Source organism: Collibacillus ludicampi (genome assembly GCF_023705585.1).
Lineage (GTDB): Bacteria > Bacillota > Bacilli > Tumebacillales > BOQE01 > Collibacillus > Collibacillus ludicampi.
Genome location: NZ_BOQE01000001.1, coordinates 2437381 through 2460520, shown reverse-complemented (window position 1 = coordinate 2460520; position 23140 = coordinate 2437381). Strand labels below are relative to the sequence as shown.

29 protein-coding genes are annotated in these 23140 nt (G+C 45.5%); 4 read left to right on the top strand and 25 right to left on the bottom strand.

Annotated elements, in window-relative coordinates; all coding sequences use genetic code 11:
* Positions 1-485 precede the first annotated feature (485 nt).
* From DNHGIG_RS12390 to DNHGIG_RS12335, 12 genes are all read right to left on the bottom strand, one after another.
* The gene (locus tag DNHGIG_RS12390) at positions 486-1073 is read right to left on the bottom strand and encodes a replication-relaxation family protein (protein WP_282199873.1); all 588 of its coding nucleotides are present in this window, start codon (positions 1071-1073) and stop codon (positions 486-488) included.
* Positions 1009-2052: an FtsK/SpoIIIE domain-containing protein gene (locus DNHGIG_RS12385; protein ID WP_282199872.1), complete on the bottom strand. Its 1044-nt coding sequence runs from the start codon at positions 2050-2052 to the stop codon at positions 1009-1011. The genes DNHGIG_RS12390 and DNHGIG_RS12385 overlap by 65 nt, the downstream gene beginning before the upstream one ends.
* A gap of 107 nt (positions 2053-2159) precedes the next feature.
* Positions 2160-2339 carry a hypothetical protein gene (locus DNHGIG_RS12380; protein ID WP_282199871.1) on the bottom strand — a complete coding sequence of 60 codons (180 nt, stop codon included), beginning with the start codon at positions 2337-2339 and terminating at the stop codon, positions 2160-2162.
* Positions 2326-2454 carry a hypothetical protein gene (locus tag DNHGIG_RS12375; protein ID WP_282199870.1) on the bottom strand — a complete coding sequence of 43 codons (129 nt, stop codon included), beginning with the start codon at positions 2452-2454 and terminating at the stop codon, positions 2326-2328. Before DNHGIG_RS12375 ends, DNHGIG_RS12380 begins: the two co-directional genes overlap by 14 nt.
* Before the next feature lie 122 nt (positions 2455-2576).
* The gene (locus DNHGIG_RS12370) at positions 2577-2783 is read right to left on the bottom strand and encodes a hypothetical protein (RefSeq protein WP_282199869.1); all 207 of its coding nucleotides are present in this window, start codon (positions 2781-2783) and stop codon (positions 2577-2579) included.
* A 233-nt stretch (positions 2784-3016) separates the two neighbouring features.
* On the bottom strand, positions 3017-3208 hold the full coding sequence (locus DNHGIG_RS12365) for a helix-turn-helix transcriptional regulator (RefSeq protein ID WP_282199868.1): 192 nt from the start codon (positions 3206-3208) through the stop codon (positions 3017-3019).
* A 175-nt stretch (positions 3209-3383) separates the two neighbouring features.
* A complete protein-coding gene (locus DNHGIG_RS12360; RefSeq protein ID WP_282199867.1) occupies positions 3384-4355 on the bottom strand; it encodes a tyrosine-type recombinase/integrase in 972 nt (323 codons plus the stop codon).
* A 118-nt stretch (positions 4356-4473) separates the two neighbouring features.
* Complete coding sequence (locus DNHGIG_RS12355) at positions 4474-4668, bottom strand: iron-sulfur cluster biosynthesis family protein (protein ID WP_282199866.1); 195 nt, start codon at positions 4666-4668, stop codon at positions 4474-4476.
* A 137-nt stretch (positions 4669-4805) separates the two neighbouring features.
* Entirely contained in the window at positions 4806-5915 is a 1110-nt protein-coding gene (ytvI, locus tag DNHGIG_RS12350) for a sporulation integral membrane protein YtvI (RefSeq protein ID WP_282199865.1), read from the bottom strand.
* Between the two features lie 36 nt (positions 5916-5951).
* Positions 5952-7310 carry a sensor histidine kinase gene (locus tag DNHGIG_RS12345; RefSeq protein ID WP_282199864.1) on the bottom strand — a complete coding sequence of 453 codons (1359 nt, stop codon included), beginning with the start codon at positions 7308-7310 and terminating at the stop codon, positions 5952-5954.
* A gap of 4 nt (positions 7311-7314) precedes the next feature.
* Positions 7315-8019: a response regulator transcription factor gene (locus tag DNHGIG_RS12340; RefSeq protein WP_282199863.1), complete on the bottom strand. Its 705-nt coding sequence runs from the start codon at positions 8017-8019 to the stop codon at positions 7315-7317.
* Positions 8020-8206: 187 nt separating this feature from the next.
* On the bottom strand, positions 8207-8428 hold the full coding sequence (locus DNHGIG_RS12335; protein ID WP_282199862.1) for a DUF5325 family protein: 222 nt from the start codon (positions 8426-8428) through the stop codon (positions 8207-8209).
* Between the two features lie 162 nt (positions 8429-8590).
* On the opposite strand from DNHGIG_RS12335, the gene DNHGIG_RS12330 reads away from it, so the two are divergent.
* Positions 8591-9628 carry a glycosyltransferase gene (locus tag DNHGIG_RS12330; RefSeq protein ID WP_282199861.1) on the top strand — a complete coding sequence of 346 codons (1038 nt, stop codon included), beginning with the start codon at positions 8591-8593 and terminating at the stop codon, positions 9626-9628.
* 32 nt (positions 9629-9660) lie between these two features.
* Here DNHGIG_RS12330 and DNHGIG_RS12325 read toward each other — a convergent pair whose 3' ends face one another.
* The 9 genes from DNHGIG_RS12325 to DNHGIG_RS12285 all read right to left on the bottom strand — a co-directional run bounded on the left by DNHGIG_RS12325 (position 9661) and on the right by DNHGIG_RS12285 (position 16767).
* Entirely contained in the window at positions 9661-10365 is a 705-nt protein-coding gene (locus tag DNHGIG_RS12325) for a FadR/GntR family transcriptional regulator (RefSeq protein ID WP_282199860.1), read from the bottom strand.
* A 256-nt stretch (positions 10366-10621) separates the two neighbouring features.
* Positions 10622-11266 (bottom strand): Bax inhibitor-1/YccA family protein, encoded by a 645-nt coding sequence (locus DNHGIG_RS12320; RefSeq protein ID WP_282199859.1) that lies wholly within the window; start codon positions 11264-11266, stop codon positions 10622-10624.
* 186 nt (positions 11267-11452) lie between these two features.
* Positions 11453-11626, bottom strand: coding sequence for a hypothetical protein (locus DNHGIG_RS12315; RefSeq protein ID WP_282199858.1), 174 nt, complete (start codon positions 11624-11626; stop codon positions 11453-11455).
* 157 nt (positions 11627-11783) lie between these two features.
* Complete coding sequence (locus DNHGIG_RS12310) at positions 11784-12104, bottom strand: hypothetical protein (protein ID WP_369414709.1); 321 nt, start codon at positions 12102-12104, stop codon at positions 11784-11786.
* Between the two features lie 20 nt (positions 12105-12124).
* Entirely contained in the window at positions 12125-13231 is a 1107-nt protein-coding gene (gene mutY / locus DNHGIG_RS12305) for an A/G-specific adenine glycosylase (RefSeq protein WP_282199857.1), read from the bottom strand.
* A 77-nt stretch (positions 13232-13308) separates the two neighbouring features.
* On the bottom strand, positions 13309-14013 hold the full coding sequence (locus DNHGIG_RS12300; RefSeq protein ID WP_282199856.1) for a peptidoglycan-binding domain-containing protein: 705 nt from the start codon (positions 14011-14013) through the stop codon (positions 13309-13311).
* Positions 14014-14199: 186 nt separating this feature from the next.
* Positions 14200-15081 carry a YitT family protein gene (locus DNHGIG_RS12295; RefSeq protein WP_282199855.1) on the bottom strand — a complete coding sequence of 294 codons (882 nt, stop codon included), beginning with the start codon at positions 15079-15081 and terminating at the stop codon, positions 14200-14202.
* Between the two features lie 67 nt (positions 15082-15148).
* Entirely contained in the window at positions 15149-16264 is a 1116-nt protein-coding gene (locus DNHGIG_RS12290; RefSeq protein WP_282199854.1) for an aminopeptidase, read from the bottom strand.
* A gap of 53 nt (positions 16265-16317) precedes the next feature.
* Positions 16318-16767 carry a MarR family winged helix-turn-helix transcriptional regulator gene (locus DNHGIG_RS12285; RefSeq protein ID WP_282199853.1) on the bottom strand — a complete coding sequence of 150 codons (450 nt, stop codon included), beginning with the start codon at positions 16765-16767 and terminating at the stop codon, positions 16318-16320.
* Between the two features lie 118 nt (positions 16768-16885).
* On the opposite strand from DNHGIG_RS12285, the gene DNHGIG_RS12280 reads away from it, so the two are divergent.
* On the top strand, positions 16886-17080 hold the full coding sequence (locus DNHGIG_RS12280) for a hypothetical protein (RefSeq protein WP_282199852.1): 195 nt from the start codon (positions 16886-16888) through the stop codon (positions 17078-17080).
* Positions 17081-17120: 40 nt separating this feature from the next.
* On the opposite strand, the gene DNHGIG_RS12275 is transcribed toward DNHGIG_RS12280, so the two are convergent.
* The 4 genes from DNHGIG_RS12275 to DNHGIG_RS12260 form a co-directional block, all read right to left on the bottom strand.
* Complete coding sequence (locus DNHGIG_RS12275; protein ID WP_282199851.1) at positions 17121-18404, bottom strand: DUF4097 family beta strand repeat-containing protein; 1284 nt, start codon at positions 18402-18404, stop codon at positions 17121-17123.
* 61 nt (positions 18405-18465) lie between these two features.
* Positions 18466-19995, bottom strand: a complete 1530-nt coding sequence (locus DNHGIG_RS12270; RefSeq protein WP_282199850.1) for a fumarate hydratase — start codon at positions 19993-19995, stop codon at positions 18466-18468.
* A gap of 488 nt (positions 19996-20483) precedes the next feature.
* The gene (locus DNHGIG_RS12265) at positions 20484-20789 is read right to left on the bottom strand and encodes a DUF2653 family protein (RefSeq protein WP_282199849.1); all 306 of its coding nucleotides are present in this window, start codon (positions 20787-20789) and stop codon (positions 20484-20486) included.
* Between the two features lie 3 nt (positions 20790-20792).
* The gene (locus DNHGIG_RS12260; RefSeq protein ID WP_282199848.1) at positions 20793-21227 is read right to left on the bottom strand and encodes a hypothetical protein; all 435 of its coding nucleotides are present in this window, start codon (positions 21225-21227) and stop codon (positions 20793-20795) included.
* Between the two features lie 415 nt (positions 21228-21642).
* Between DNHGIG_RS12260 and DNHGIG_RS12255 the strand changes: the two genes are divergently transcribed.
* Together DNHGIG_RS12255 and DNHGIG_RS12250 are read left to right on the top strand one after the other, a co-directional pair.
* Positions 21643-22257 (top strand): superoxide dismutase, encoded by a 615-nt coding sequence (locus tag DNHGIG_RS12255; protein ID WP_282199847.1) that lies wholly within the window; start codon positions 21643-21645, stop codon positions 22255-22257.
* Between the two features lie 115 nt (positions 22258-22372).
* On the top strand, positions 22373-23047 hold the full coding sequence (locus tag DNHGIG_RS12250; RefSeq protein ID WP_282199846.1) for a LytTR family transcriptional regulator DNA-binding domain-containing protein: 675 nt from the start codon (positions 22373-22375) through the stop codon (positions 23045-23047).
* Positions 23048-23140: the final 93 nt, after the last annotated feature.

Below are 23140 nucleotides of genomic sequence, written 5' to 3'. Positions count from 1 at the left end.
TGAGTGTTTTGTTTATTTTGTGTAAATCGAATTACATACTTATTCCGCATTTGTCATGTACACTGTACACATATCACCCTTACCCCATTGCACACTGGGCAACATGTTTCATTCTACCCCCTGATGATGCGCGGTCATAACGACTGCGCTTTAACGATAATAGGACTGTAAATAAGTGTTAAATAGAAGAGACACGCATTTTTAGCGTGCCTCTGACGTGATGTGAAGAGCGGAGAGAGTTGTTGTTGAACTGTCGTCGCCATACTTATTGTAGTTGATGAATGTATAGTCTACATTGACTATCTGTTAAGATTTATTAACTGATAGATGTATGTAAAAAAAGGCCGCTCACGATGATATGTGAGCGGTTGAATTGTTAAGGAGATTGTGGCGGGGGCCGTATGGCTGTGATTACCCGCAATGCCGTCATACCAGATTTAATTGTAACAACTAAATACTTAATTTATGTTAAAGAAATGTGAGTATTATATTAACTCTCGTATATCTTTCACTATCGTAATCGGTACAATCAATCCGCCTGACACCACATCATACGTTTGTGACGTCACAACAACGACGCTTGGATTGATCGGTTCTCTATATAAACACTGAAAACTCGCTTGCTTAACTCCTCCCTTGCGATCCCATTCGAGCAACCGTTCCCATTTTTCACGCCAGTCCTCTTTTGATTTAGGCGTGCGCTGCACTTCGAGCAGAAATTGCATATCACGAAAATGCACGTATGCGTCGCCACAATACATCCGATCCGTTCCTGGTATCTTCTCGCGCAACTCCGGAATAAAATAGCGCAATCCACCGGCTAATTTCAATGTCGTGTACGCATCAGCAAGCGCAAGCCAATGATCAAGTTGCACTGTAAACGGAACAGGACGCCTTTTAACGCCGAGAAGTTCGCGGGCCTTTTTCGTCAAGCGCCAAACCTTGTACTGGCCGACCGCCCGGCTCTGTCCCTCTACTAACTTTTCACGCTGCAAATGCACAAGCGCCTCACTCGCGCGTTTGGACGGGTAGCGGTCGAAGTGAAAGAAACGACTGATTTGATCGGTGGACATGATCGGCATTATCTTCAACGCATGTAGCACCGTTTCGCATCGTTCTTCTCGCGTCACATTTCATCGCCTCCAAACGTTTTTCGAGATCGTGCATGTACGGAACATGTATCGTAATCGATTTATTCGTCTTGTATATCGCACGTCCTGGTGTGGATAGTTTCTCTGCCCCTGGTTCGCCTATCACGACTTCTGAAAACTCCGGCTTGCTAAGATGAAACGAGAGCCTTCCACCTGCACAGGCGCGAATTTGCGGATTCACATAGTCGCTGTGCGGGTATTGTAGGCAATAGAAGACGTGTATCCCTAATTCACGGCCAACCATGAGCAATTGCGATAAGTATCCATCGATCTTCTGACACGTCTTCCTCTCGTCACCGGCCCATAATTTTGGTGCTATGACTCCTGCCTCGTCGATAACGAGTAGATGCTTTTTGCGTGCGAGTTGTCGCAAAAGCTGTTTGTCACCTCGTTCAAGCACCTTATCACGTCGGTCGATCATGATGTCATACACTCGTTTTACGGTTTCGTATGCCTTATCGAGATCGGTTGCGATGGGGTGGAGATGAGGGATTCCGATGAATGGGATGAATGATGTACCTTTGAGGTCGATAACGTGTATTTCGAGGTCATTCGGTGTGAGGCGCTTGATCCATTGGTAAAGGATGAAGAACAACAATTCCGTTTTTCCGAATCCAGGCTCACCAGCGATGATCATATGCGGATGCTTGAATGTATGGATGATGGGAGTTCGATTCCGGTCATACCCTAACAACACATCCATACCCTTCATTTTATCGATTAGGGCGTGGTCTACGTCGATTTTATTCGGCAAGTCTTCGATGCAGATACGTATACCAACCCGGCCAGCATAATCAACGATTTCGATATCAGCGCCACACGTCGCCACAAGTGCATCAATCTGCTTTTGTACGTCGTGCGCTGAGTATTTACTCGGTATCTCATACGTCAGTTGAACCATGTATCGCGTCTTCTTCACGTCAACACAGCGCCATTTGCGGGCTTCTATGGGGTGCTTGAGACATAGATTCAAAACGTAATCAACACGTCGCTTATACTCATTCACGCTCAGAACCAAAACCATCGATCCACCCAATGAGCTAATATGTCCGCACCCTTGAAAATGAACCACGCACCAATCAACAACACGACAACAATCGTTTTACGTTGGTGATTCGCTGTCATATCAAGCAAATTCAGCACAATGCTTTGATTCGGTGGTTCGCCAGGATATTTAATCGCGCCCATCACCGTACACCTCCTCTTCTTGGTGGTGAACTTGACGCGTCATTCGCTCGTTCTCGATCCATCCACCGGTGGACATGCTCAGTAGTATCAGGCCGATGATTTGGACGATGTTCATGTGTCATCCCCCAATAGCCAAGCGAATCAGATAGCCAACTCCGTGAAAAAACGCATTTGCTGTCGCTTCGTCTTTCAGCATTTCAAGCGCACCGATGAAAACAAGTCCTGGCCAAATAGGCATTAGAACATACCCCCAATTGCTTGGAGGATATGAAGAAATCCATCATGAACGACGGCATATCCAAGATCAAAAAACTTGCTTATCGCTTGGTCGAACACGTCGCGAGCAAGGCGCACAGCTTTTCCGGTAGAGTACCCCTTATCGATGTAATACTGAACGAGTTTTTGTGCCATTTCTTCGAGTTTGAAGAAGAAAATCGGGTTCATGGACAATCATCTCCTTTTGTTGAATCCGCCTCGAATCAGCGCTGAATCTAACAGGATCAGAATCCGCATCGCAAAGTCAGGTGTGACGTGGGAAGTACATGCGTGGACGAGTACAATGTGTGGGAAAAAGGGAAAAGGGGATTCGTTACGTGATGATGGTTAAGGTATACGCCAATGTGCTTGCCATAATTGCATGTCTATACAATAAAAAATTCATACAAATGAAAAAGAGCCTAATCAGGCTCCCAAATATCATGAACGGTCAATCCTAATGCTGCGGCTATTTTAAAAGCAACTTCGAGTGTTGGAATCATCTTTCCACCTATGATTCGACTCATGTGTGAAACTCCAACACCAGTGCGTTCACATAGCCATTTTTGTTTGATGCCACGTTCCTCAAGTATCTCCTTTAACCTACATTTCACGAACCCCACCTCACAAATTCATTCGCTGTAAAGGTGGGTATTATCCTGCTTGAAAAGCAAAAATACCGCCAAACGGCGGTGATAATGAGATGATCTGGTGAATATGATCTATAAGCGTTTTTTATGTTTCATCTTCAAGTTCATGACGTAACGATCATGCGATGCCAATAAATCATCAGGCGTATGCTGTACATATTTGCGCCATATCCATTGTGCTATGACCTAGAATGCGTTGTAAGGCGATAATATCGCCACCTGCCATAAGGAAGTTTTTGGCGAATGTATGACGAAAAGTGTGCGGTGAACAACGCACCTGATTCGCTATACCGGCTTTTTTACCGTACTCTTGAATTTTTCGCCCAATCGTTCTTTGTGAAATAGGTTCACCGTAATTTGTTAAAAATACATATTCCGTATCAGGAAAATACGTCTTATTTTCTGCGATTAATTCCATCAATAACCTAACCATGTCTTTTGATATTGGAATGACTCTCGTTCTACGATTCTTATTTTGTGATCCGGGCAATGTGATAAGTCGTGTTTGAAAATCGATGTTCGATATTTTCAGAGATAAGACCTCATTGATACGGCAGCCAGACTCAAGAAGAAAGCGCATTAATACGTAGTCACGATTCTGAGCAAAATTTCTACGATCAGGTTGCGCAAGCAGTAAATCAATTTGCTCATCTGTAAATGCTCCGATTGTATCCTCTTCTACACGCAGCCGTTTTATTTTTTCCGCAGGATTATCAGATATGATGTTTTCATTCACTAAGAAATTGAAAAACGCTTTCAGCTTGGTAATGCGTAAATTAACCGTCTGATTACCTAATCCCACTTTCGATACCTTTGGTTTGTGTATTCGTCCCTCGTATAATTGTTGATCGTTCAACATGTAATACACATATTCTCGCAAAAGACTTGTAGTTATTTCATCCACATATTGAATTTCATGATGAGACTTTTCTAGCCAACGCATAAAATAATCAAACATTCTTTTGTGATCTTTGAGTGTGCTCTCTCTTAAACCTTCCGTCACTTTGGCGTGAGTATAAAGATTAAACGCCTGATCCAAAGTGTATTTTGGGCTATTATACACTACCGTTTGTCTCTGTCTTATTGCCTTACGACCTTTTCGTTTATCCAAAATAAAGACCTCCTTTTTCCATTTTTACATGGAGAAGGAAGTCATTATGATAACGTTCACGTATACGAGTAATAAAGTTCTGCCCATTTTTAACGAAGAGAACTTTACCATTCGTCTTCTATAACCTGAATACCCCCGGGATGATTTGACTCGGACTTTTCAATACATACCCGCCTTTTTCCTCATCGTAGTCGATGGTGACGGTGTCATCCATATAGATTCGCGAAGCGCGGTCTACGACCACATGTATGGGGCCGTAATCGAAAATATCATCATCCGGTCTTGGTTCATCCAGAACCAAATCATATGTCATCGTGGCGCTTCAACCGCCTTCCATGATCATCATTACGCGCAAGTATACAACCGGTTGCTCCGGAGACAGCCAGTGTTCCAGCGATTTTTTTGCACGTTCCGTTACATGAACGGTCATTGCCACTTCCCTCCTTTTTCTCATTCGATGATTTTGTCACTTGGAACGATGTCGGCAAAAATACGGGCACGCAAAAGTGATCGGATACCAATGAGGATGATCGGTCCAAGGAACAATCCGATGACCCCGAACCCCCGCAAACCTACATACATCGCAAACAAAGTCGACAATGTATCCAAACCGACGTTTTCCGCAAAGATCTTCGGCTCGATTACGTGACGCACGACAACGATCAATGCTTGCAGCGTCAACAATTTCACCGCCATCCATAAATCCCCGAGAAAGAATTCATACCCTGCCCAGGGGATGATGATCAACCCGGTGCCTACAACAGGTACAAAACCGGCGATACCAATGATTACGCCTAAGGTAATGGCATAATTCACTTGCAACAGCAGAAGGCCGACAACAGCAAATACGATCGTAATCGCAAGCAAAATCCCTTCCGCACGTATCAAGCCGATAAATGCACGATTGACATCCCGTAAGACTATGGAGATTTTAGAATCCCACGTAGGAGGCAAAATCGCACATAGATTTTTAATGATTTTTTCCTTCCCGTTAAGAAAGAAATAAGCGGCGATCAAACCGATAACGATGATAACGATCCACTCGGGGAGTGCGGCAAACACGTGCATGATCTCCGTCAAGACTGACATCGCAGCCATCTTGATCTTATCAAGAATCTCGAGAGAAGACTTATTGATCGAATCGACGATCTGCGGAGGCAATTGCCCGAGTAAAAATTGGCTCTGCGTTGAACGGGAAGTCATCCAATCGCTTACTCGATTCACAAACGAAGGAATAACCTCCGTCAAGAGGAAGACTTCCTGCGCGATTTTCACAATCGTATAACTGAGCAAGGCGAAAAGAACTCCAAAAGTGATTACCATAGAGGTGAGAATCGCGAGCGATCGCTTAAAGCCCCGCCGTTCAAGAAACACGACGATCGGATTTAACAGCAGGGCGAATACGAGTCCAAGGACAAATGGCATCGTATAATCGAGTGTTTTCGCAAAAAGAAAACCCGCGATTGCTACGAATATCAGTAAGATAACAACCTCCAGCACTTGTAAGAGATATCGCTTCATCGCATCCCGTCCGCTCTGTTTCGCTCCATTTTTGTCCATGTTCAGCACTCCCATGTAAGTAAGGCTTCGACTTTCCTAGATGTTCAGAAACTCGATAGCAAACACCGCTCCTCCTTCTTCACGATTTCCCGCGGTGATCGTCCCCCCGCTTTTTTCGATGATGGCACGCGTGATGGCCAGTCCAAGACCGGTATCCCCGGTATCTCCATGAAAGAAACGTTCAAATATGCGATTCATATCTTCTTCACGTAAACCTGGTCCATCATCTTCGATCGTAATGCGGATCCCATGCGGTAAACGAGATAAGCGAATGGCTACCGTTTGGCGGGCGTGCCGGATTCCGTTAGCCAATAAGTTTATGATCGCCTGAGAGATTTTATCCCGATCCAGCAACAAGGCCGGACATTCCTCTGTTTGTGTCGTGATATGCACGCCTTTTTGCCGCGCGATACTCTCCACTCCTATTGCGCATTCCTGAATGATTTCCTTGAGATCTTCCGGTTTCCGATCGTACATATCGTCCATCGTTTCCAATTTGGATAAGTAGATTAATTCATCCACAATCTTTTTCAGACGCTTGCTCTCTCTCGTGATGACTTCTAGCCCTTTGTCGGCTTCTTCATCACGAAAGATACCGTCGCGTATTCCTTCCGCATAGCCCTGAATAGCCATCAACGGGGTTTTTAACTCATGGGAAGCATTTTGTAGAAATCGCCGTTGCGCTTCATCGTAATGCTTGAGCGCAAACGTCATCCTTCTGAATTCACGAGAGAGAGCTTCCAGTTCATCACCGCTTCTCACGATTTCAGGTGGGGTAAAATCGCGGTTCGCCAATCGGCCAACCGCCTGACGCAAAACCTGTAACGGACGCGTGAGTGACCGCATCATCACATAAGCAATCACAAACATGATGGGAAGAGTAATGGAAAAACCTTTGAGTAACACGAAAAGGATGTTTTGAGTGGAGCTGCGAATTTGTTGCAGATCCGTCAACAAAACGAGCGCACGCGTCACTTGTCCCGTTTTTTCCGAATACATGGGCAAAGCGACATACACGATGTCTTCTCCTCTGAATACGCTCATTCCTTCCATTTCTTCACCGTTTATGAAAACGTCTTTCAATTCCACAGGAAAGCGTATTCCCTTAGGAATATTCCTTCCTGACTGCACGATCCTTTGATCGCTTTTATCCACGATCAAATAGTCGCTTTCAATAATCAGCGACAACACCTTTCTGCGTATCGGCAGTTCATCTACACCCGAACTGCCGAACACTTTAACCAAATTGTTTGCTTCCGTATGCAATGTCCGCATCGCTTCATTGACCAAGAATTGTTTGATCATGGCATAGAATAATGTGCCAGAAACGGAGAGAGTAAAGATGATCAACAGTAAATACGTATAAACCAGTTTTTTTCCGATCGTCTTTTTCATCATTTTACCCTTCCAACTTATATCCATAACCCCACACCGTTTTGATTTCAACGGATGAGTCGGCAGCTCTTAATTTTTTTCGAAGTCGCTTTACGAGATCATCGATGGCCCGCTCGTCGCCGATATAATCATACCCCCATACTTGATTGAGTAACTGTTCACGTGTAAATGCCTTGTTTCGATTGGTGGCAAGGTAGGAGAAGAGGTCATACTCTTTTGTTGTGAGCGAAATCTCCGTATCCTCTTTCGTAATTCTTCGTTCGTCCAGATACAATTTCAAATCTCCGATCTGCAAAACCGGCTGTTTTTCAGTTTCAACTTTTCCCGATAACATGGCGTCGATTCGACGGAACATCGTTTTCACGCGCACCACCAGTTCACGCGGGGAAAACGGTTTGGAAAGATAATCATCGGATCCCAATTCCAAACCTACAATTTTATCAACCTCATCATCTTTCGCGGATACCATGATGATGGGAACCATGCTTCTGGCTCGAATCCTTCGGCACAACTCATATCCGTCGACTCCAGGCATCATGATATCGATGATGAACATATCGGGCGCTTCCCGCTCCCAGGCCTCCAGGGCATCTTCTGCCAGAGCAAACGTTTGTACCCTAAACCCCTCCGCTTGTAAATAACGTTCCATGATCATACGAACGGTTTCATCGTCGTCGACAATGAAGATTAAACGTTTCCGTTCTTCCATCCGACCGCCTCCCTATCACAGCAAATCCCTTGACAAAACTCCGATACAACGAGACAATCATCTTCAATAAGAATGCCGCAATACATGATTAAGCAATAAAGTACGTACATTAGGCGTATGGATAACGTCAGACCGGCTACAAACAGCATGGGGAAACCCATGAAAAGGCTCCCCCAATTTTCTTCCTTTATTTTTTGGGCTTGGGTCCTACCAGCCGCAACAAAAGTTTCTTGCGAGTCATGAAGCCGAAACCAGCAAGCATCAACCCGAGAAATAAAAACAGAAGAACAAGCGGATAACGTTGTTCCGAGAACATGATCCCAACGGCTGCAAAGCAAGACATCACGCTGAGCGCGAGAATGAAAAACATCACTCGAAATTTTGCGGGCATCGGACTTTGCTGTGCCATCGTATTCCCCCCTCATCGTGCTTGATGGCCTGTCTGTTGATCATGATAACATTCTTGTCTTTTTGACAGCAAGAGAAGAACATGGATGAAGTTTTTCTCTGATGATTCAGAGGGTACACCCCGATCATTTTCAAGGTTTTTCATGGAAAGGAACGAGGTTATATGAACGTTCTTTTGATCCTTCCCCCAGGGCAACCCGCATCAGGCGGCAACGTCACGTACTCCCATCGATTGAAGCGCGGTTTGGCGCCACGCGGGATCCGCATTCATATTGTCAATGCCGATCAAGTCACGGAAAACGATTTTGCTCAAGCCGATCTTGTTCATGTCTATAATGCATATCGCACGGGCTGTCGTGTGCTGCCTGATCTGAAGCGGTTGCATAAACCCATGATACTGACGATTACGGGAACGGATGTGAATGAATATTTTTATCAGGCGGATACCCATGAAATGATGCTTGATGTACTTCACTATGCCTCAAGGATCATCGTTTTAACACATTCCGCGCGGAACGAATTGATCGAAGCTTTACCGGAAGTTGCAGGAAAAGCAGTCGTCATCAATCTTGGGGTAGATCTCCCTCAGGGATCAACGAAAAGCCGTGAAGAGTACGGCTTCGGACAAGATGATTTCATCTTTCTGCTTCCGGCAGGGATTCGGCCCGTGAAAGACCCTTTGTTTGCTTATGAACCACTAAGCAGCATTCATAAAGAGTTTCCGCAAATCCGTTTCGTCCTCGCCGGCCCACGGATGGATGAGAAACTCTTTTCACTGCTGGAGACAAAACTTGCGGAAAGCGAATGGATGAAATATTTGGGCGAGGTTCCTCATGAAGAGATGCCCGCATTGATGAAAGTCTCCGATGTCGTCATGAATACATCGAAGTCAGAGGGCCTCTCACATGCCTTGCTTGAAGCGATGTCTTTGCGTAAGCCTGTTCTCGCTTCACACGTACCCGGAAATATTGATCTGATAGAAGATGGGAAAAACGGTTTGCTCTTCCGTGATGCCGACGAACTTGCTGAAAAAGCAAGAACACTAATTCTTGATAGCGAGTTGCGTGCGCGCCTTGGCGAAGCGGGACGCCTGACCGTCGAAACATTTTATTCAGTTGAAAACGAGATCAATCAATTCGAATCATTGTATCGTGAAGCTTGTGCAGAGGTTGAGGTAATCTGTGGAGGCTGCAAACAATAAGAGGAAAGACCGGGTAGTGGTAACCCGGTCTTTCACTTGCTACCCTGTCGTTTCTTGCTTGAATCAATCGCCTCTTTCACCCGTTGCAAATAGATACCCATTGCATTCTGTGCCCGCTCTCCTTCGCGTGCTTTTATGGCGTCGGTAATCTCGCGATAATCCATAACCATCAGACGGTGGGGAACAAGCGCCAATTGCATGCGAACGATACTTTTCAATGCTTCCGCCATGACTTGCATCAGGTTGATTAAGACAAGGTTTTTCGTTCCCTGCGCGACTGCCAGGTGAAAAGAAAGGTCAGCCTGTACCAAAGTTTCTTCATCTTCATCGACTGACGCGAACGCTTGAAGCGCCTCTTCAATGGCGAGTATGTCTTCATGGGTGGCGCGAGCGGCCGCCATTCTACAAGCGCCCGTCTCCAAAAGTTCCCTCACTTCATGTAGACTGGTCAATTCATTGAGTCCGAGCAACAAAGCAGCGTTCATAGGCTGTTGGATCATGGTTTGCAATTCAATCTTTTGCACGAATGTGCCTTCACCGTGGCGCAAAGCGATAAGCCCCATCCCTTGAAGAGTGGAGAACGCCTCCCGTACCGTCGCGCGACTGACTCCAAACATTTTCGCAAGTTCAACCAGCGGAGGGAGCTTGTCTCCGGGATTCAGCCGCCCAGTTTCGATCATATGAATGATTTCTTTCGCTACTTGTTGATAAATTTTTCGTGAATGTTTACCCCTCATTTTTTATTCGACCTACTTTAAAAAACTTGTAGATTATTTGTGGATACCACTTTGCGATCGGGCTCGGTGAAAGTCGTCTCGCTTTTTAAAAATTGCAGGTTTTGCGAGACGACTTTCAAGCTCGCTTCCTCGCTGCAAAGTGGTATCCACAACCAAGGAACTTTTCATCAGTTATGAAATTGAAAGGTCAGAATTTTGCTGCGGTAGTCTGCATGAAAGAACCTTCTTGGGCGCTCCAAGAAGGTCTGACGTTCGATCAGTCACGTCTTACATTGACTCCCATTAAACGCAGGACGAACAGGAAGAGGTTTACAAAATCAAGATAAAGGGAGAGAACGACGAAAGGAACATCTTCCTCAGCCACGCCATAATTTGTTATCCGGGATATGTCAAACAGTGTGTAGCCGATAAAGATGAAGATCCCAAGCAAGCTATAAACCATCTCGACGGTACGAGAAAATGGCCAGAAGATATTCACAATCCCCATTCCAAGCAATGCCAAAAGGCCAATAAACAGAAAACCCGAGAGAAAATTAAAGTTTGCCCTCGTGCGCGACGCGTAGAAGGAAGCGACACCAAACGCAAATACGGTGACGCCGAATGCTTTGAGTACATTATCTAAGCCGATTTGAATGATATAATGTGCGATTGCCGGGAAGATCGTTAAACCGGAAATGAACGTAAAGCTGTAAAGAAATCCATAACCAACTGCACGGCTCTTTCGAATAAAAACGGCCGCAATGATCATGATGAGCTCCACGATGGAAAGAGGTAAGAACAAAGCCCGTGGTACATATTGACCGATATAGACACCAACCCCGGCAATCAACAAACTAATAAACAAGGTAGGCATTATACGCTGCGAAACGAGTCGTCCACTTGAATAACCTGACGGATACATATGCATACCCCGCCTTTCCCAATAAATTTGGTGGTTTTCACTTATCATTCAATTTGCAAAGCGATCCCTAGCTTGTTTATATCTGTAAAAATCCCCGAACTGCCCGCCCCTGTTTGTCCCCCTTTTCGAACAACATTCTATCCGCAGTATACGCCGCTTTATCCACGGATAGAATCGTTCACCATGTTAACAACAGGAATCCTTAATTCCTTTGATTTGTACAATGAAGTTATCTTCGTATTCGTCATAATCGATGGTCAAGCCATTTTCGATATAGGCGACAGCGAATGAATCAAGCAAGAAAGTAATCCCTTTTTGTTCCATAATTTGATCGTTTTCAGTTGACTCATCCAGAGTCAAACGGCATCTTACGCCCCCTCAACCAGGTACGACCGAAATGCGCACATCTAGGTGTTCATCACCTTGTTCCGCGCGAATCTCTTTGATCACTTCCGCGGCACGATCAGAGATCTGAATCATTATCTTCTCTCCTTTTTCGACTGACAGGGTTTTCATACTAAACAATGTCACGGAAGAACCATACTTTCATTGTACCTCTTCCGCCAAGAATACAGGCATCTCGTTCTTGCTGACAGGCGAGATATTCCGGATCAAGTTCTTGTTTCTCCTCGATCCTCCGATACGCTTCCATCGATTCCACACGGAATGTCTCGACAAATTGATTTTCTCTTTGAACACTTTCGATGATTTCATATGCTGTCAGTCCGTATTTCGTTTGTATAGACCGAATCTTGGGAACCAGTTTCAAATAATCTTCCCGCTTTGCCGGATCCACGCGATATTCGAAGAATCCACGAATGGTGGTCATCGTTATCACATTCCTATCTCCTTAAGTCTTTAAACCATTCCATTGAGAGCTTGGATGAGTTTGGTATGTGCAACAGGGAATGCATACTGATGCAACTCGTAGACGTTGACCCATCGCATCTCTTCCGTTTCCGGAACAAGCGGCAGGATTGGTTTGCACAAATAGGCATGTAAATTCCAATGGATATGACTGAATGTATGTTCCACTTTGGCAAAAAACGTTTCTACCTCGATCCTTTGGCCCAATCGATCGAAGAGCGACTGGAGGTTCTCCTCGATCGTCACCCGCTCATTTATTTCCAAACTGGGAAACTCCCACATGCCAGCTAACAATCCTTGCAGGGGTCGTTTCACGATCAGCACTCGATCTCCCGATCGTACAATCCCTGTAACCAGATCGACGGGGCGAGGCGGTTTTTTCTTGCCTTTCACGGGAAGCTCTTCTTGCATCCCTTCCGCATACGCTCTGCATAACGATTGCAACGGACATTGCGGACAACGAGGTACCTTGGGAATGCATACAGTCGCTCCCAACTCCATCAATGCCTGATTGAACGAAGCCGCTCTTCCGGGAGGAATCAGAAATTCGGCCAGTTCTTCAAAACGTTTGCGCACGCGCTGTTTCATGATATCTTGCTCGATGAGAAAGAGGCGTGCGAGAACGCGTAACACGTTTCCATCCACAGCAGGCACATCCACATCATAGGCGATTGAGAGAACGGCACCTGCCGTATAAGAACCTACTCCCGGCAAAGAGGAGATTTCTTCAAGCGTATCAGGGACTTGGCCTCCATATCTCTCTTCCACTTCTCGTACAGCTGCTTGCAAATTCCGTGCTCGCGAGTAGTAACCAAGCCCCTCCCAGGCTTTGAGCACTTCTTCCTCTGGTGCATGAGCTAATGCTTGTATCGTGGGAAACTTATCGATAAAACGTTCCCAATAGGGAATGACTGTTTCCACACGCGTTTGTTGCAACATCACCTCGGACACCCAAATTTTATAGGGATCCCGCGTGCGCCTCCATGGGAGATCCCGTTTTTTCTCTTCATACCATGTAAGCAATCGTTGCCCGATCAGGGCGGCTTCTTGATATGACACATCTGCTATCTTAGTGTTTGCCGCCAACCTTTTTTTCATAAAAAAGATGATGACTCCTTTCCCAAAATATTATACCACAGAAAAAACCCGTCGAACGACGGGTGATCATACGGTTCTTATCGATCCCATTCGCAATCGTGTGGATAGAATGGCGGTTGCGGAACGAAATACTTTCCTAAGGGATGAATCGTTTGCCATATATAGTGCTGAAAACACGGCACGTAAGGATTGATTGGAAAGTAACGGGGAAAAGCTTTCCCGATAGCCGGAGCGGTAAGATAAGGAGCCACATGAGGTCCCAAAATAAACGGCCATGTGAGATTCACTCGCTGCTGATCCATCAGCGATTGTTCCTCCGATACCCTAGAGGGCTGCATTGTTTTCGATTGACCGGGGAAATCAGAGAACGGATTTTCCTTCAAAGACACGGATTGTTTCTGTATCCCCGCTGGGCTTTCTGTTTCCCGTCTGATACCTGGCGGATTGGGCAACAAGGGAATATAGGAAGTTTGAAAACGGTTTACCCATTGGGGATCAGGCACAGTCAGCAAATATCCCCTTTCTACAGCGATCTCAAGCACCAATCGCCAAACGTCTTTATCGACAGTTCCCGTTACCGGTGATCGATACCGTTCCTGAAGCCGCCGTACCGCATCGTATACTTCTTTAGAAAAGATCCCGTCTATCTGCCCTTGGTATATACCCAACTGTTGCATAAGATATTGAAGGAGAATGACGGCATTCCCCTGATCGCCTAAGGCAAGTTCAGGGTACTTATCATCGAATTTGTGATTGAAATTTTTTCTACATCGCCTATCCATACCTTTTCTTACTCCCTTCCATGGGTTTGTATCCCTATATCGTATGCCCATGGATGGAGACTGCAATGGACAGATACCCATCGTTCCTGAAAAACTTGTGGTTTGGCGGAAACATCTGACAATTACCTCTTTGCGCTTGGGCTTCGTGGGGTCTGTCTCCCGCCTGACAAAACTGAGAAGAATTTCCTAGTGGATCGCACGTTTCTTGAAACGCCCGCCCATCGTCTCGTGGATGTTTCCGATACTGACAAAAGATCCGGGATCGATTTCCTCGACGATACTTTTCAATTTGGATGTTTCCAGCCTGGTGACCACACAATAGATGACTTTCTTTTCCTCTTCCGTATAAGCCCCCTGCCCGTAGAGATAAGTGACACCCCTGCCCAATCTTGCAAGGATCGCATCGGCAATCTCATTGGGATTGTCGGAAATGATCCAAACCGCTTTCGACTCCTCAAATCCTTCAATCGTCAGATCGATCATCTTGAACGCTACATAATAAGCGATCAAGGAATACATCGCCTTATCCCAGCCAAAAACAAAACCGGCACTGGCCAGGATAAAAATATTGAAAAACATGACGATTTCTCCGACGGAAAAGGGCAATTTCCTGTTTAACAGGATCGCCACGATCTCTGTACCATCGAGAGATCCCCCGTAGCGGATGATGAGACCCACGCCCATCCCGAGGATGATCCCTCCAAAAACGGAAGCTAGTAACAAGTCATTGGTAAAAACAGGTATAGGATGTAACAAAGAAGTCCCGAACGACATCAATCCTACTGCGACCAATGTAGATATCGCGAACGTTTTGCCAATCTGCCTGTAACCGACAAAAAGAAAAGGCAAATTTAATAGAAAAGTGAAAATTCCAAGAGGAAGATTTATGAGATAAGAGAATATGATCGAAATCCCGACGATGCCGCCATCGATGATCTTATTTGGGACAAGAAATAATTCCAATCCCACTGAAACGAATGCGGCTCCCAAGGTAATGAAAAACAGACGTTTTAACAGTTGTTTGATCCCTAATTTTTTGTGTGTCTTCCGGATTTGTTCCTGTATCAATTTATCAATCTCCTTTTTCAAAATGAACGATGTCCCGATTGTTATCCAACCGGGACTTTTTCGTGAATCACTTCAAATTTTCCGGGTTCAAAGCCATGAGTTCCGGGATGACAAAGCGTCCATCCTTGCGGATCAAGCGGTCATCGAACCAAATCTCTCCGCCCCCGTATTCCGGCCGCTGGATGCAAACCATGTCCCAATGAATTGCGGATTGATTGCCGTTATACGCCTCGTCATAACATTGTCCGGGAGTGAAGTGAAAGGATCCGTCAATCTTTTCATCGAAGAGTATATCTTTCATCGGCTTGCGTATGAACGGATTCACAGCTATGGAGAATTCGCCAATATACCGAGCCCCTTCATCCGTATTGAGAATGTCTTCGAGCCGTTTCGTATCATTAGCACTGGCTTTCACAATCTTGCCGTTTTCGAACTCCAGGCGGACATTTTCAAATGTAAACCCGTGATAAGGAGAAGGCGTATTGAAAGAAATGACCCCATTGACCGAATCCCTCACGGGAGCCGTGTACACTTCACCATCCGGAATGTTACGATGGCCATCACACTTGACGGCTCCAATGCCTTTGATGGAGAAAGTCAAGTCTGTTCCCGGTCCTACAATACGCACGCGATCCGTCCTGTTCATGAGATCTTGTAACGAATCCATCGCTTCCGACATGCGCTTATAGTCGAGTGTGCATACCTGAAAATAAAATTCTTCAAACGCTTCCGTACTCATATTCGCCAATTGTGCCATCGAACCGCTAGGCCAGCGCAAAACAACCCATTTGGTTTTCTTTACACGGACTTGACTATGAACCACATGGTTGTAACGTTCCATATAGAGTTTCATTTTATCTGCCGGCACATCGCTTAACTCGGAGACATTGCTGCCCCCGCGCACTCCAATGTATGCATGCATGCGTTCCATGAGCGCCCGATCTTGCGCCGCCCAGAGATCGATTTGTTCCTCTGAGGCATCAAGCAACAATTGTCGGATAATGGAATGATCTCTGATATGTACGAAGGGATGACCTCCAGCCTGATGAGCTTTGCGTACCAATTCGCGGATGATCATGGGATCTACGCCAAACCCTTCGATTAAAACATTTTCTCCAGGTTTAAGTTCCACTGAGTAGTTGATTAATAATTCGGCTAATTTTTCCACACGGGAGTCGAGCATTGTAACATCTCCTTTTGATAAGATCTTATACTCTCCATCGCCGTCTACTTATCCTACAGTTCGTCCAGTGTTCGGAACATGCGTTCTAACATATGATGAAATTGTATCTTCTCATCTGTGGAAAAAGATGAAAAAACCTCATGCATGAAATCTTCTTTCGGTTTTTTAATATCGGCAAGAAACGCCCGTCCTTTTTCCAATAAGACGACATAGGTCACACGACGGTCATTGGGATCGGGAACCCGTTTCACATAGCCGTCTCTTTCCAAGCGATCGATCATACCTGTCATATTCGCTTTTGTCACCATCAGCAGCTTGCCTAAATCGGTCATTTTCATCCCATCGGGCGCGTCGGCAAGTACGGATAACAGAGACCACTGCTGTTGGGACAGCCCGAAAGCGCCGGCTAACCGGTCACTGCTTCCGTGACGAATCAGCATATTATGAATTCGAAAGATCGATCGGACAATTTTTAGGTGTAGCTCATTCTCTGAGTAGTACATTATAGATCCCCACACTATCTTTATCATTGGTTACATTAATTGTAGCATATTACCACATGGCTATCATCGCATCGTTGAAAAACTTTTGTGCACACTATTCATCGAGGGGGTGTTGTTCATGTGGGGATTTGTCGATGAAGTGATGGACATGGTTCCACGCAGGCGAAACCGCGGAATGGGCACCATGACAGCAATGCTCCTTGGAGCGGGTATCGGCATCACTGCCTGGGAAATGATGCGCCGCCGCAATTCTGGTGGAAATACCGACATGGCCAAGCTCGCTCAGACGGTCATCGATGCAGTGAAAGAGTAAATGTTGTTGCACACCCCTAAGGGGGTGTGCAACAACACTTTTATGAAGTAGTAACCGTGATAGCCCCGTCGTCCGAATGTGCTTTCACGGAATAGGTTCCCGCGCCCATTTTCTCGCTAACACTGGCGCCGTTTGCATCAGCGTTCGTTTTTGTAGGGCCTTTGACGATCCCTCGCTTGGTTTCACCGGAAAATTGGATATTCGAGTCTTTAGGGATCTTTAAAGAGATCATTCCGCGCGTAGCCGTTACATTCCAATTGTTTCGAACTTCACTCTCAATGTTAATATTCCCGTTTTCCGCAAATAATTGTAACGCACCCTTCATCCCATTTGCCTGGATATCCCCGATCTGCGTTTTTACCGATGCGTCGCCACTGATATCATTCAGGATCACCCGACCGTTTTGGCTTTCGGCGGAAACGTTCCCGCCAATCTTTGAAACTTGGATATCCCCGAATTGGGATGTCCCGTTGAAAGCACCTGTGATATCATTCGCATCGATCGAACTTGATCGAACATTGACAACCGCATTGCCGGTAACTCCGCGAACAGCCACTTGCGAATCTTCACCGGAAATCTGTATATTCCCTCGGACGCGTTCGAGAGAAATTTTCCCCATTTGATTCATCACGATGATATCGCCCGTATAGTCTGTTACAGACAGATCCCCCGAATAGGAAACGATCTGTAATGTCAAATTTTTAGGAACTTCCAATTGAAAATCGATCCCGGAAATTTTCGATTGGTTATTAAAAATGGATGGATCTTCTTCGATTCGCAAGGATGTCCCCTGTGTGATCTGAGGCATCCATTTTTTTGCTTCCTGTTGTGCAACATCACTTTCGAGTCCTTTGACATGAACGTTGATACGTATTTTAACCTGTTTGCTATCTGTGCTTACTACGTTCACTTTCCCTACCCGGTTGTTCAACTCGATCCGTTTGGTATTCTCAACGGGGTATTGAAGGTCTGGCAAAGAAATGACTTTTTCCCCGAAAGATTCTTGAATCACATTCTTCATGGCAGCGACGGAGAGCTGAACTTGTCCCGCCTGGATCGACGTCGTATAGAAAGCGATCGCGAACACTCCAACCAAACTTAACAAAGCAAGGCTGCGGGCATCGATGCGAATCGCTTCCGTAACGCCATGACGTTTCATCGTGAGAAGGTACCAGAGGATTTCCAAACCTAACCCTACAAGAATGACCGGCCAAAATGGAATGATTTTATAGAACCATTGTTTTTTTCCAATCACATCGATCAAGATGACGATCCCAAGGGTCAATAACGTTAAACCACTGGTCAACGTACCTACTTTTCTCATAAAATCACTCCAAAAAAGGCCCGTATGGGAAATACGAGCCTTCCATCTATCGTTTACACTCTCATACAAATACAGGTTCAGCAAACTCAGTCAAACGTTTCTTAGAAATTTCTTCTACGTCAGCATGCAACGAGTTGCCATGGGAATCCATCGTGACAATCGCTGCAAATCCTTCGACCTGTAAATGCCACATCGCTTCCGGGATACCAAATTCTTCCAGGAAGTGAACGCCTTCGACATCTTTTACACATTTGGCGTAATATTGTGCCGCACCGCCGATGGCATTTAAATACACGGCACCGAATTCCTTCAGTCCTTCCAGCGTCTTCTTGCCCATTCCGCCTTTTCCGATGACGGCGCGAATACCGAATTTCTTAATGATGTCCGCTTGATAAGGTTCTTCACGGATGGAAGTCGTCGGACCTGCCGCTTTTACATGCCATTTGCCGTTCTCGTCTTTCAACATCACAGGACCGCAGTGGTAAATGATTTGTCCATTCAGATCAACGGGTGAGTCATGATCCATCAGATACTTATGCAAAGCGTCACGTCCCGTGTGCATAGAGCCGTTGATGATGACAACATCTCCCACTTTCAAAGAACGGATTTGCTCTTCGGTGATCGGCGCCTGTAAAACAACTGGCTTTGCCGTCTCGTTAGATGTCGCTTCTACAGGATTCTCCTCAGGGGAAACTTCATCTTTATAAAGCCATTCTTTGATCTTTCCGGTTTCAGGATCGATAATTACGCCGAGGCGTCTGAAAGCCCAGCAGTTGTAAGCGACGGAGACAAAGAACGAAGCGGGCAATCGGTTCATGGCTCCGATCTTGCATCCAAGTAAAGTTACGTTACCGCCAAAACCCATCGTACCGATTGCCAGGCGGTTGGCATTCTCCATAATGTATTCTTCCAGCTTGCGCAGGTCTTCGTTCGGATTGACATCATCGACAGGGCGCAAGAGTTGCTCTTTCGCTAGCTCATACCCGGTGGTGCGATCCCCTCCGATACCTACACCGATAAAGCCGGCGGAGCAGCCTTGTCCTTGAGCCTGATAAACCGCATGCATAATGCATTTGCGGATTCCATCCAGGTCGCGTCCCGCTTTTCCTAAACCTTCAAGTTCACAGGGTAATGAATACTGGATGTTTTTGTTTTCACAACCGCCACCCTTAAGGATCAAACGTACATCCACGTAATCCTTTTCCCATTGTTCAAAATGAATGACAGGCGTACCTTCTCCCAGGTTATCACCAGAGTTTTTCCCCGTTAACGAATCAACTGAATTGGGGCGCAGTTTGCCCAGTTTCGTTGCTTCTGCGACAGCTTCTCGAATCGCTTTTTTCATTTCGATCTGGTTGGCGCCTACAGGGCAATGAATGAAGAAAGTCGGCATTCCTGTATCCTGACAGATCGGAGCCTCTCCTTCTTCCGCCATTTTAATATTCGTCGCGATCGTCGAGAATGCCAGTGACGCACGAGTTCCGATTTCTTCTTTCAATTGTGCCTGCGCGATGGCACGACGCACATCGGAAGGAAGATTCGTTGATGTTTCAATGATTAGTTTTAACATACTTTCTTTAAATGCGTTCATGTTCAATAGCTCCTTTTATGAAACCTGATTTCACGTACTGAAACGTTACCCTTATTGTTTATTATAGCGGATGAACGATTCTATAGTCGACTGCTTCATTTTTTATTCCTTCCATTCGATTACAAGAACGAATGCTTTTCGTTTTCATACCCGCAGAGTCGGCGATCACCTCTTTTTCAATCGTTTGTTAAAAGAATATGCGATCGCGGAGAGCTTGGCCGCACTCTTTTTGATCGAGCTACATATAATCTTAGTAAATCTAGCAAATGAAAAGAGCTAGTTCAATAAGGAGAAGGAATACCACAGCCCAACGAGTATACCCCTCCCATTCTAAAAATGCCGCCCGTACAAGGCGGCTTTTGTTCATGCCCAAAGACACCTACCACATCATCCGATTATTTCACAAGCAATTATGGGGGTGCCTCAATAAAAAAGGTTCCGCCTTTGTGAAGGAAGAACCTTTTAAGCGCTTCGAAGCACCCCGCCAACTATCTGTAAGCCTGTTCAACGATCGCCCAAAATCCCTTGTCCGGTTCAAAGAACAACTCTACGGTCAGTCGGTGTGGATCAAATCGATGATAATCTCTGAGATAAACCGCAACGGAGTCGATGAGATCCTGTTCGTTCAAACGATATTGCAGCATTCCATTCCCGCTTGTGGCGACGGCGGAAAAACCTTTTTGTTCTTCGAAAAAGAGCTCGACTTGCAGATTCTCCGGTCTCAATCCGTGGCGTATTGCCGTGAACACACACACGGAATCGACTAGATCCTGTTCTTCGAAAAAGATTTTCATACATTACCTCCAAACGAAACGGCGAATCAGTTTATAGAGCACAAAAGCGATCAATGCGTCGAACAAGAGTCCCCAAAGAGAGAAGCCATGACCGAAACCGCCGAAAGGATGCAGCATATGGGAGAATAAGGAACTGACCAACGCACCTGCAGCCATACCGCCCAGGAAATGACCGATGCCGCTTCCGAAGAAAGAAGAGCGGGGCTGCGGCTGTGAGTATGAATATGGGTTTTGGGTGTTAGGCGATTGCGTCACATTGCCGGAAGGCGATCTCTTTCCGGAACTGTATGTCTTTGAACCCGAACTGAACTGAGATACGGAGGGCGATTTGATGCTGCCACTAAAAGAACCTTTAGTGCTCGCCGCATATGCGGAACTTGCTCCAATCGTTCCAAAAGCTATAACCAGGGCTAAAAGCCATCCAATCAACTTCTTCATGTTCAAGTACCTCCTCGTTTTCATCACAAGGAAATGCATGCTTCTGAAATCTCTTTTGTTTTTATTATAATACAAAAAAGCATGTCCCTTCGAGGACATGAATGTATTTCAAAAATTTTTCATACGTCTCCACGAACATATAGCATGAAGCTCACCCGGAATTTGTTTTATACCCATCAGATTAAAATTATTATCATATAATATTTGAATTAGATAACAGATAATTCACTCCTGTTTTTCATTTTTGCGCGCATTTTCGTCTCGTGAATGAATATCCGAATATGTTGCCAAATCGGAGCTATTTTAACAAGTTTTCGCATGGTTACGTATAAAAACTAAATTGGTATTTTTTATCCTGGATGAGATAGAATAATGGAGTACGATCTCAAACTATCTACATAGGAGGAGTTTTTACATGGCACATCAATTACCGCCACTTCCATACGCTTACAATGCTCTCGAGCCCCACATCGATGAACAAACGATGATCATCCATCATGACAGACACCATGCTACTTATGTGAATAACCTGAATGCCGCTCTGGAAGGACATGCAGATCTGCAAAACAAAAGCGTTGAAGATCTGTTGAAATCGATCGAAAGCGTTCCTGAGTCGATCCGTACTGCGGTACGCAACAATGGCGGCGGACACGCAAACCACACGCTCTTCTGGCAAATCATGAGCCCGAACGGCGGCGGACAACCGACCGGTGCGGTTGCTGATGCGATCAACAGCACTTTCGGCAGCTTCGATAAGTTTAAAGAAGAATTCTCCAAAGCGGCTGCAGGCCGTTTCGGAAGCGGTTGGGCATGGTTGGTTGTTGACAACGCAGGCAACCTGAAAATCACCAGCACACCGAATCAAGACAGCCCGCTGATGGAAGGTCAGACACCGATTCTGGGACTCGATGTTTGGGAGCATGCATATTATCTCAAGTATCAAAACAAGCGTCCGGACTATATCGCAGCCTTCTGGAACGTTGTAAACTGGGAAGAAGTCAACAAGCGTTATACGGCTGCTCGCGGTTAATATATATCCCCATCCGGTTCTTCAGACCGGATGGGGTTTTTCTTTTCCAAGTCGATTGAAAAACAGCAAAACATGCTACAATAGGAGTTGAAGACTGTTTAAGGAGAGAAAACTTGTGGAATCGAAACTTATTGATTCGTTGATTCAATCGTTCCGTGAATTCTTTCCATACGAAACGTCGATTGCAATTTCCGACCGTCAACATTATTTGATCTATAAACCTAGCAAATCGATCGACTTGAAAATATCCCCCGGTGAACACTTGAAAAAAGGATCCATCGCACAACAAGCACTGCTCGAAAAACAAAAAGTCATGAACTATGTGCCTGCAAACGTTTTTGGCGTTCCTTATTTCGGACTGGGGACGCCCATATTTGACGATCAGGGGAAACCGATCGGTTCCGTCACATTGATCCTTCCCCCTGAACAAGCAAATCTGTTTCAACCGTTGCCGAGAAATGAGTTTCTAATAGGGCAAACGGAAGATCGATTTGTGCCCGTGCATTACGAGCAAGTGGCTTTTTTCACGAGTGAAGAAGGACAGACGTATATGTACACGAAGCTCGAAAAATATCGTATCCGACGCACCTTACAAGAATTAGAATGGAGTCTGCCACCCCATCTTTTCGTTCGTTGCCACCGTGCATTCCTTGTAAATGTGTCTTATATCCAAGAAATACACCGGGATTTTCATTCCACCTTCCTCCTTCTCATGAAAGACAAAAACCAGACCCGTATCCCTGTTAGCCAGAAATATGCGAGTGCTTTTCGCCGCGCACTTGGTTTCTGAACACTCAACCTCATTTTTTCTGTTTTATCAGCAAAAATTGTCGTTTATCGTCATCGATGGGTAAAAGTCTAAAAATTATGTTACTCTTTCTGC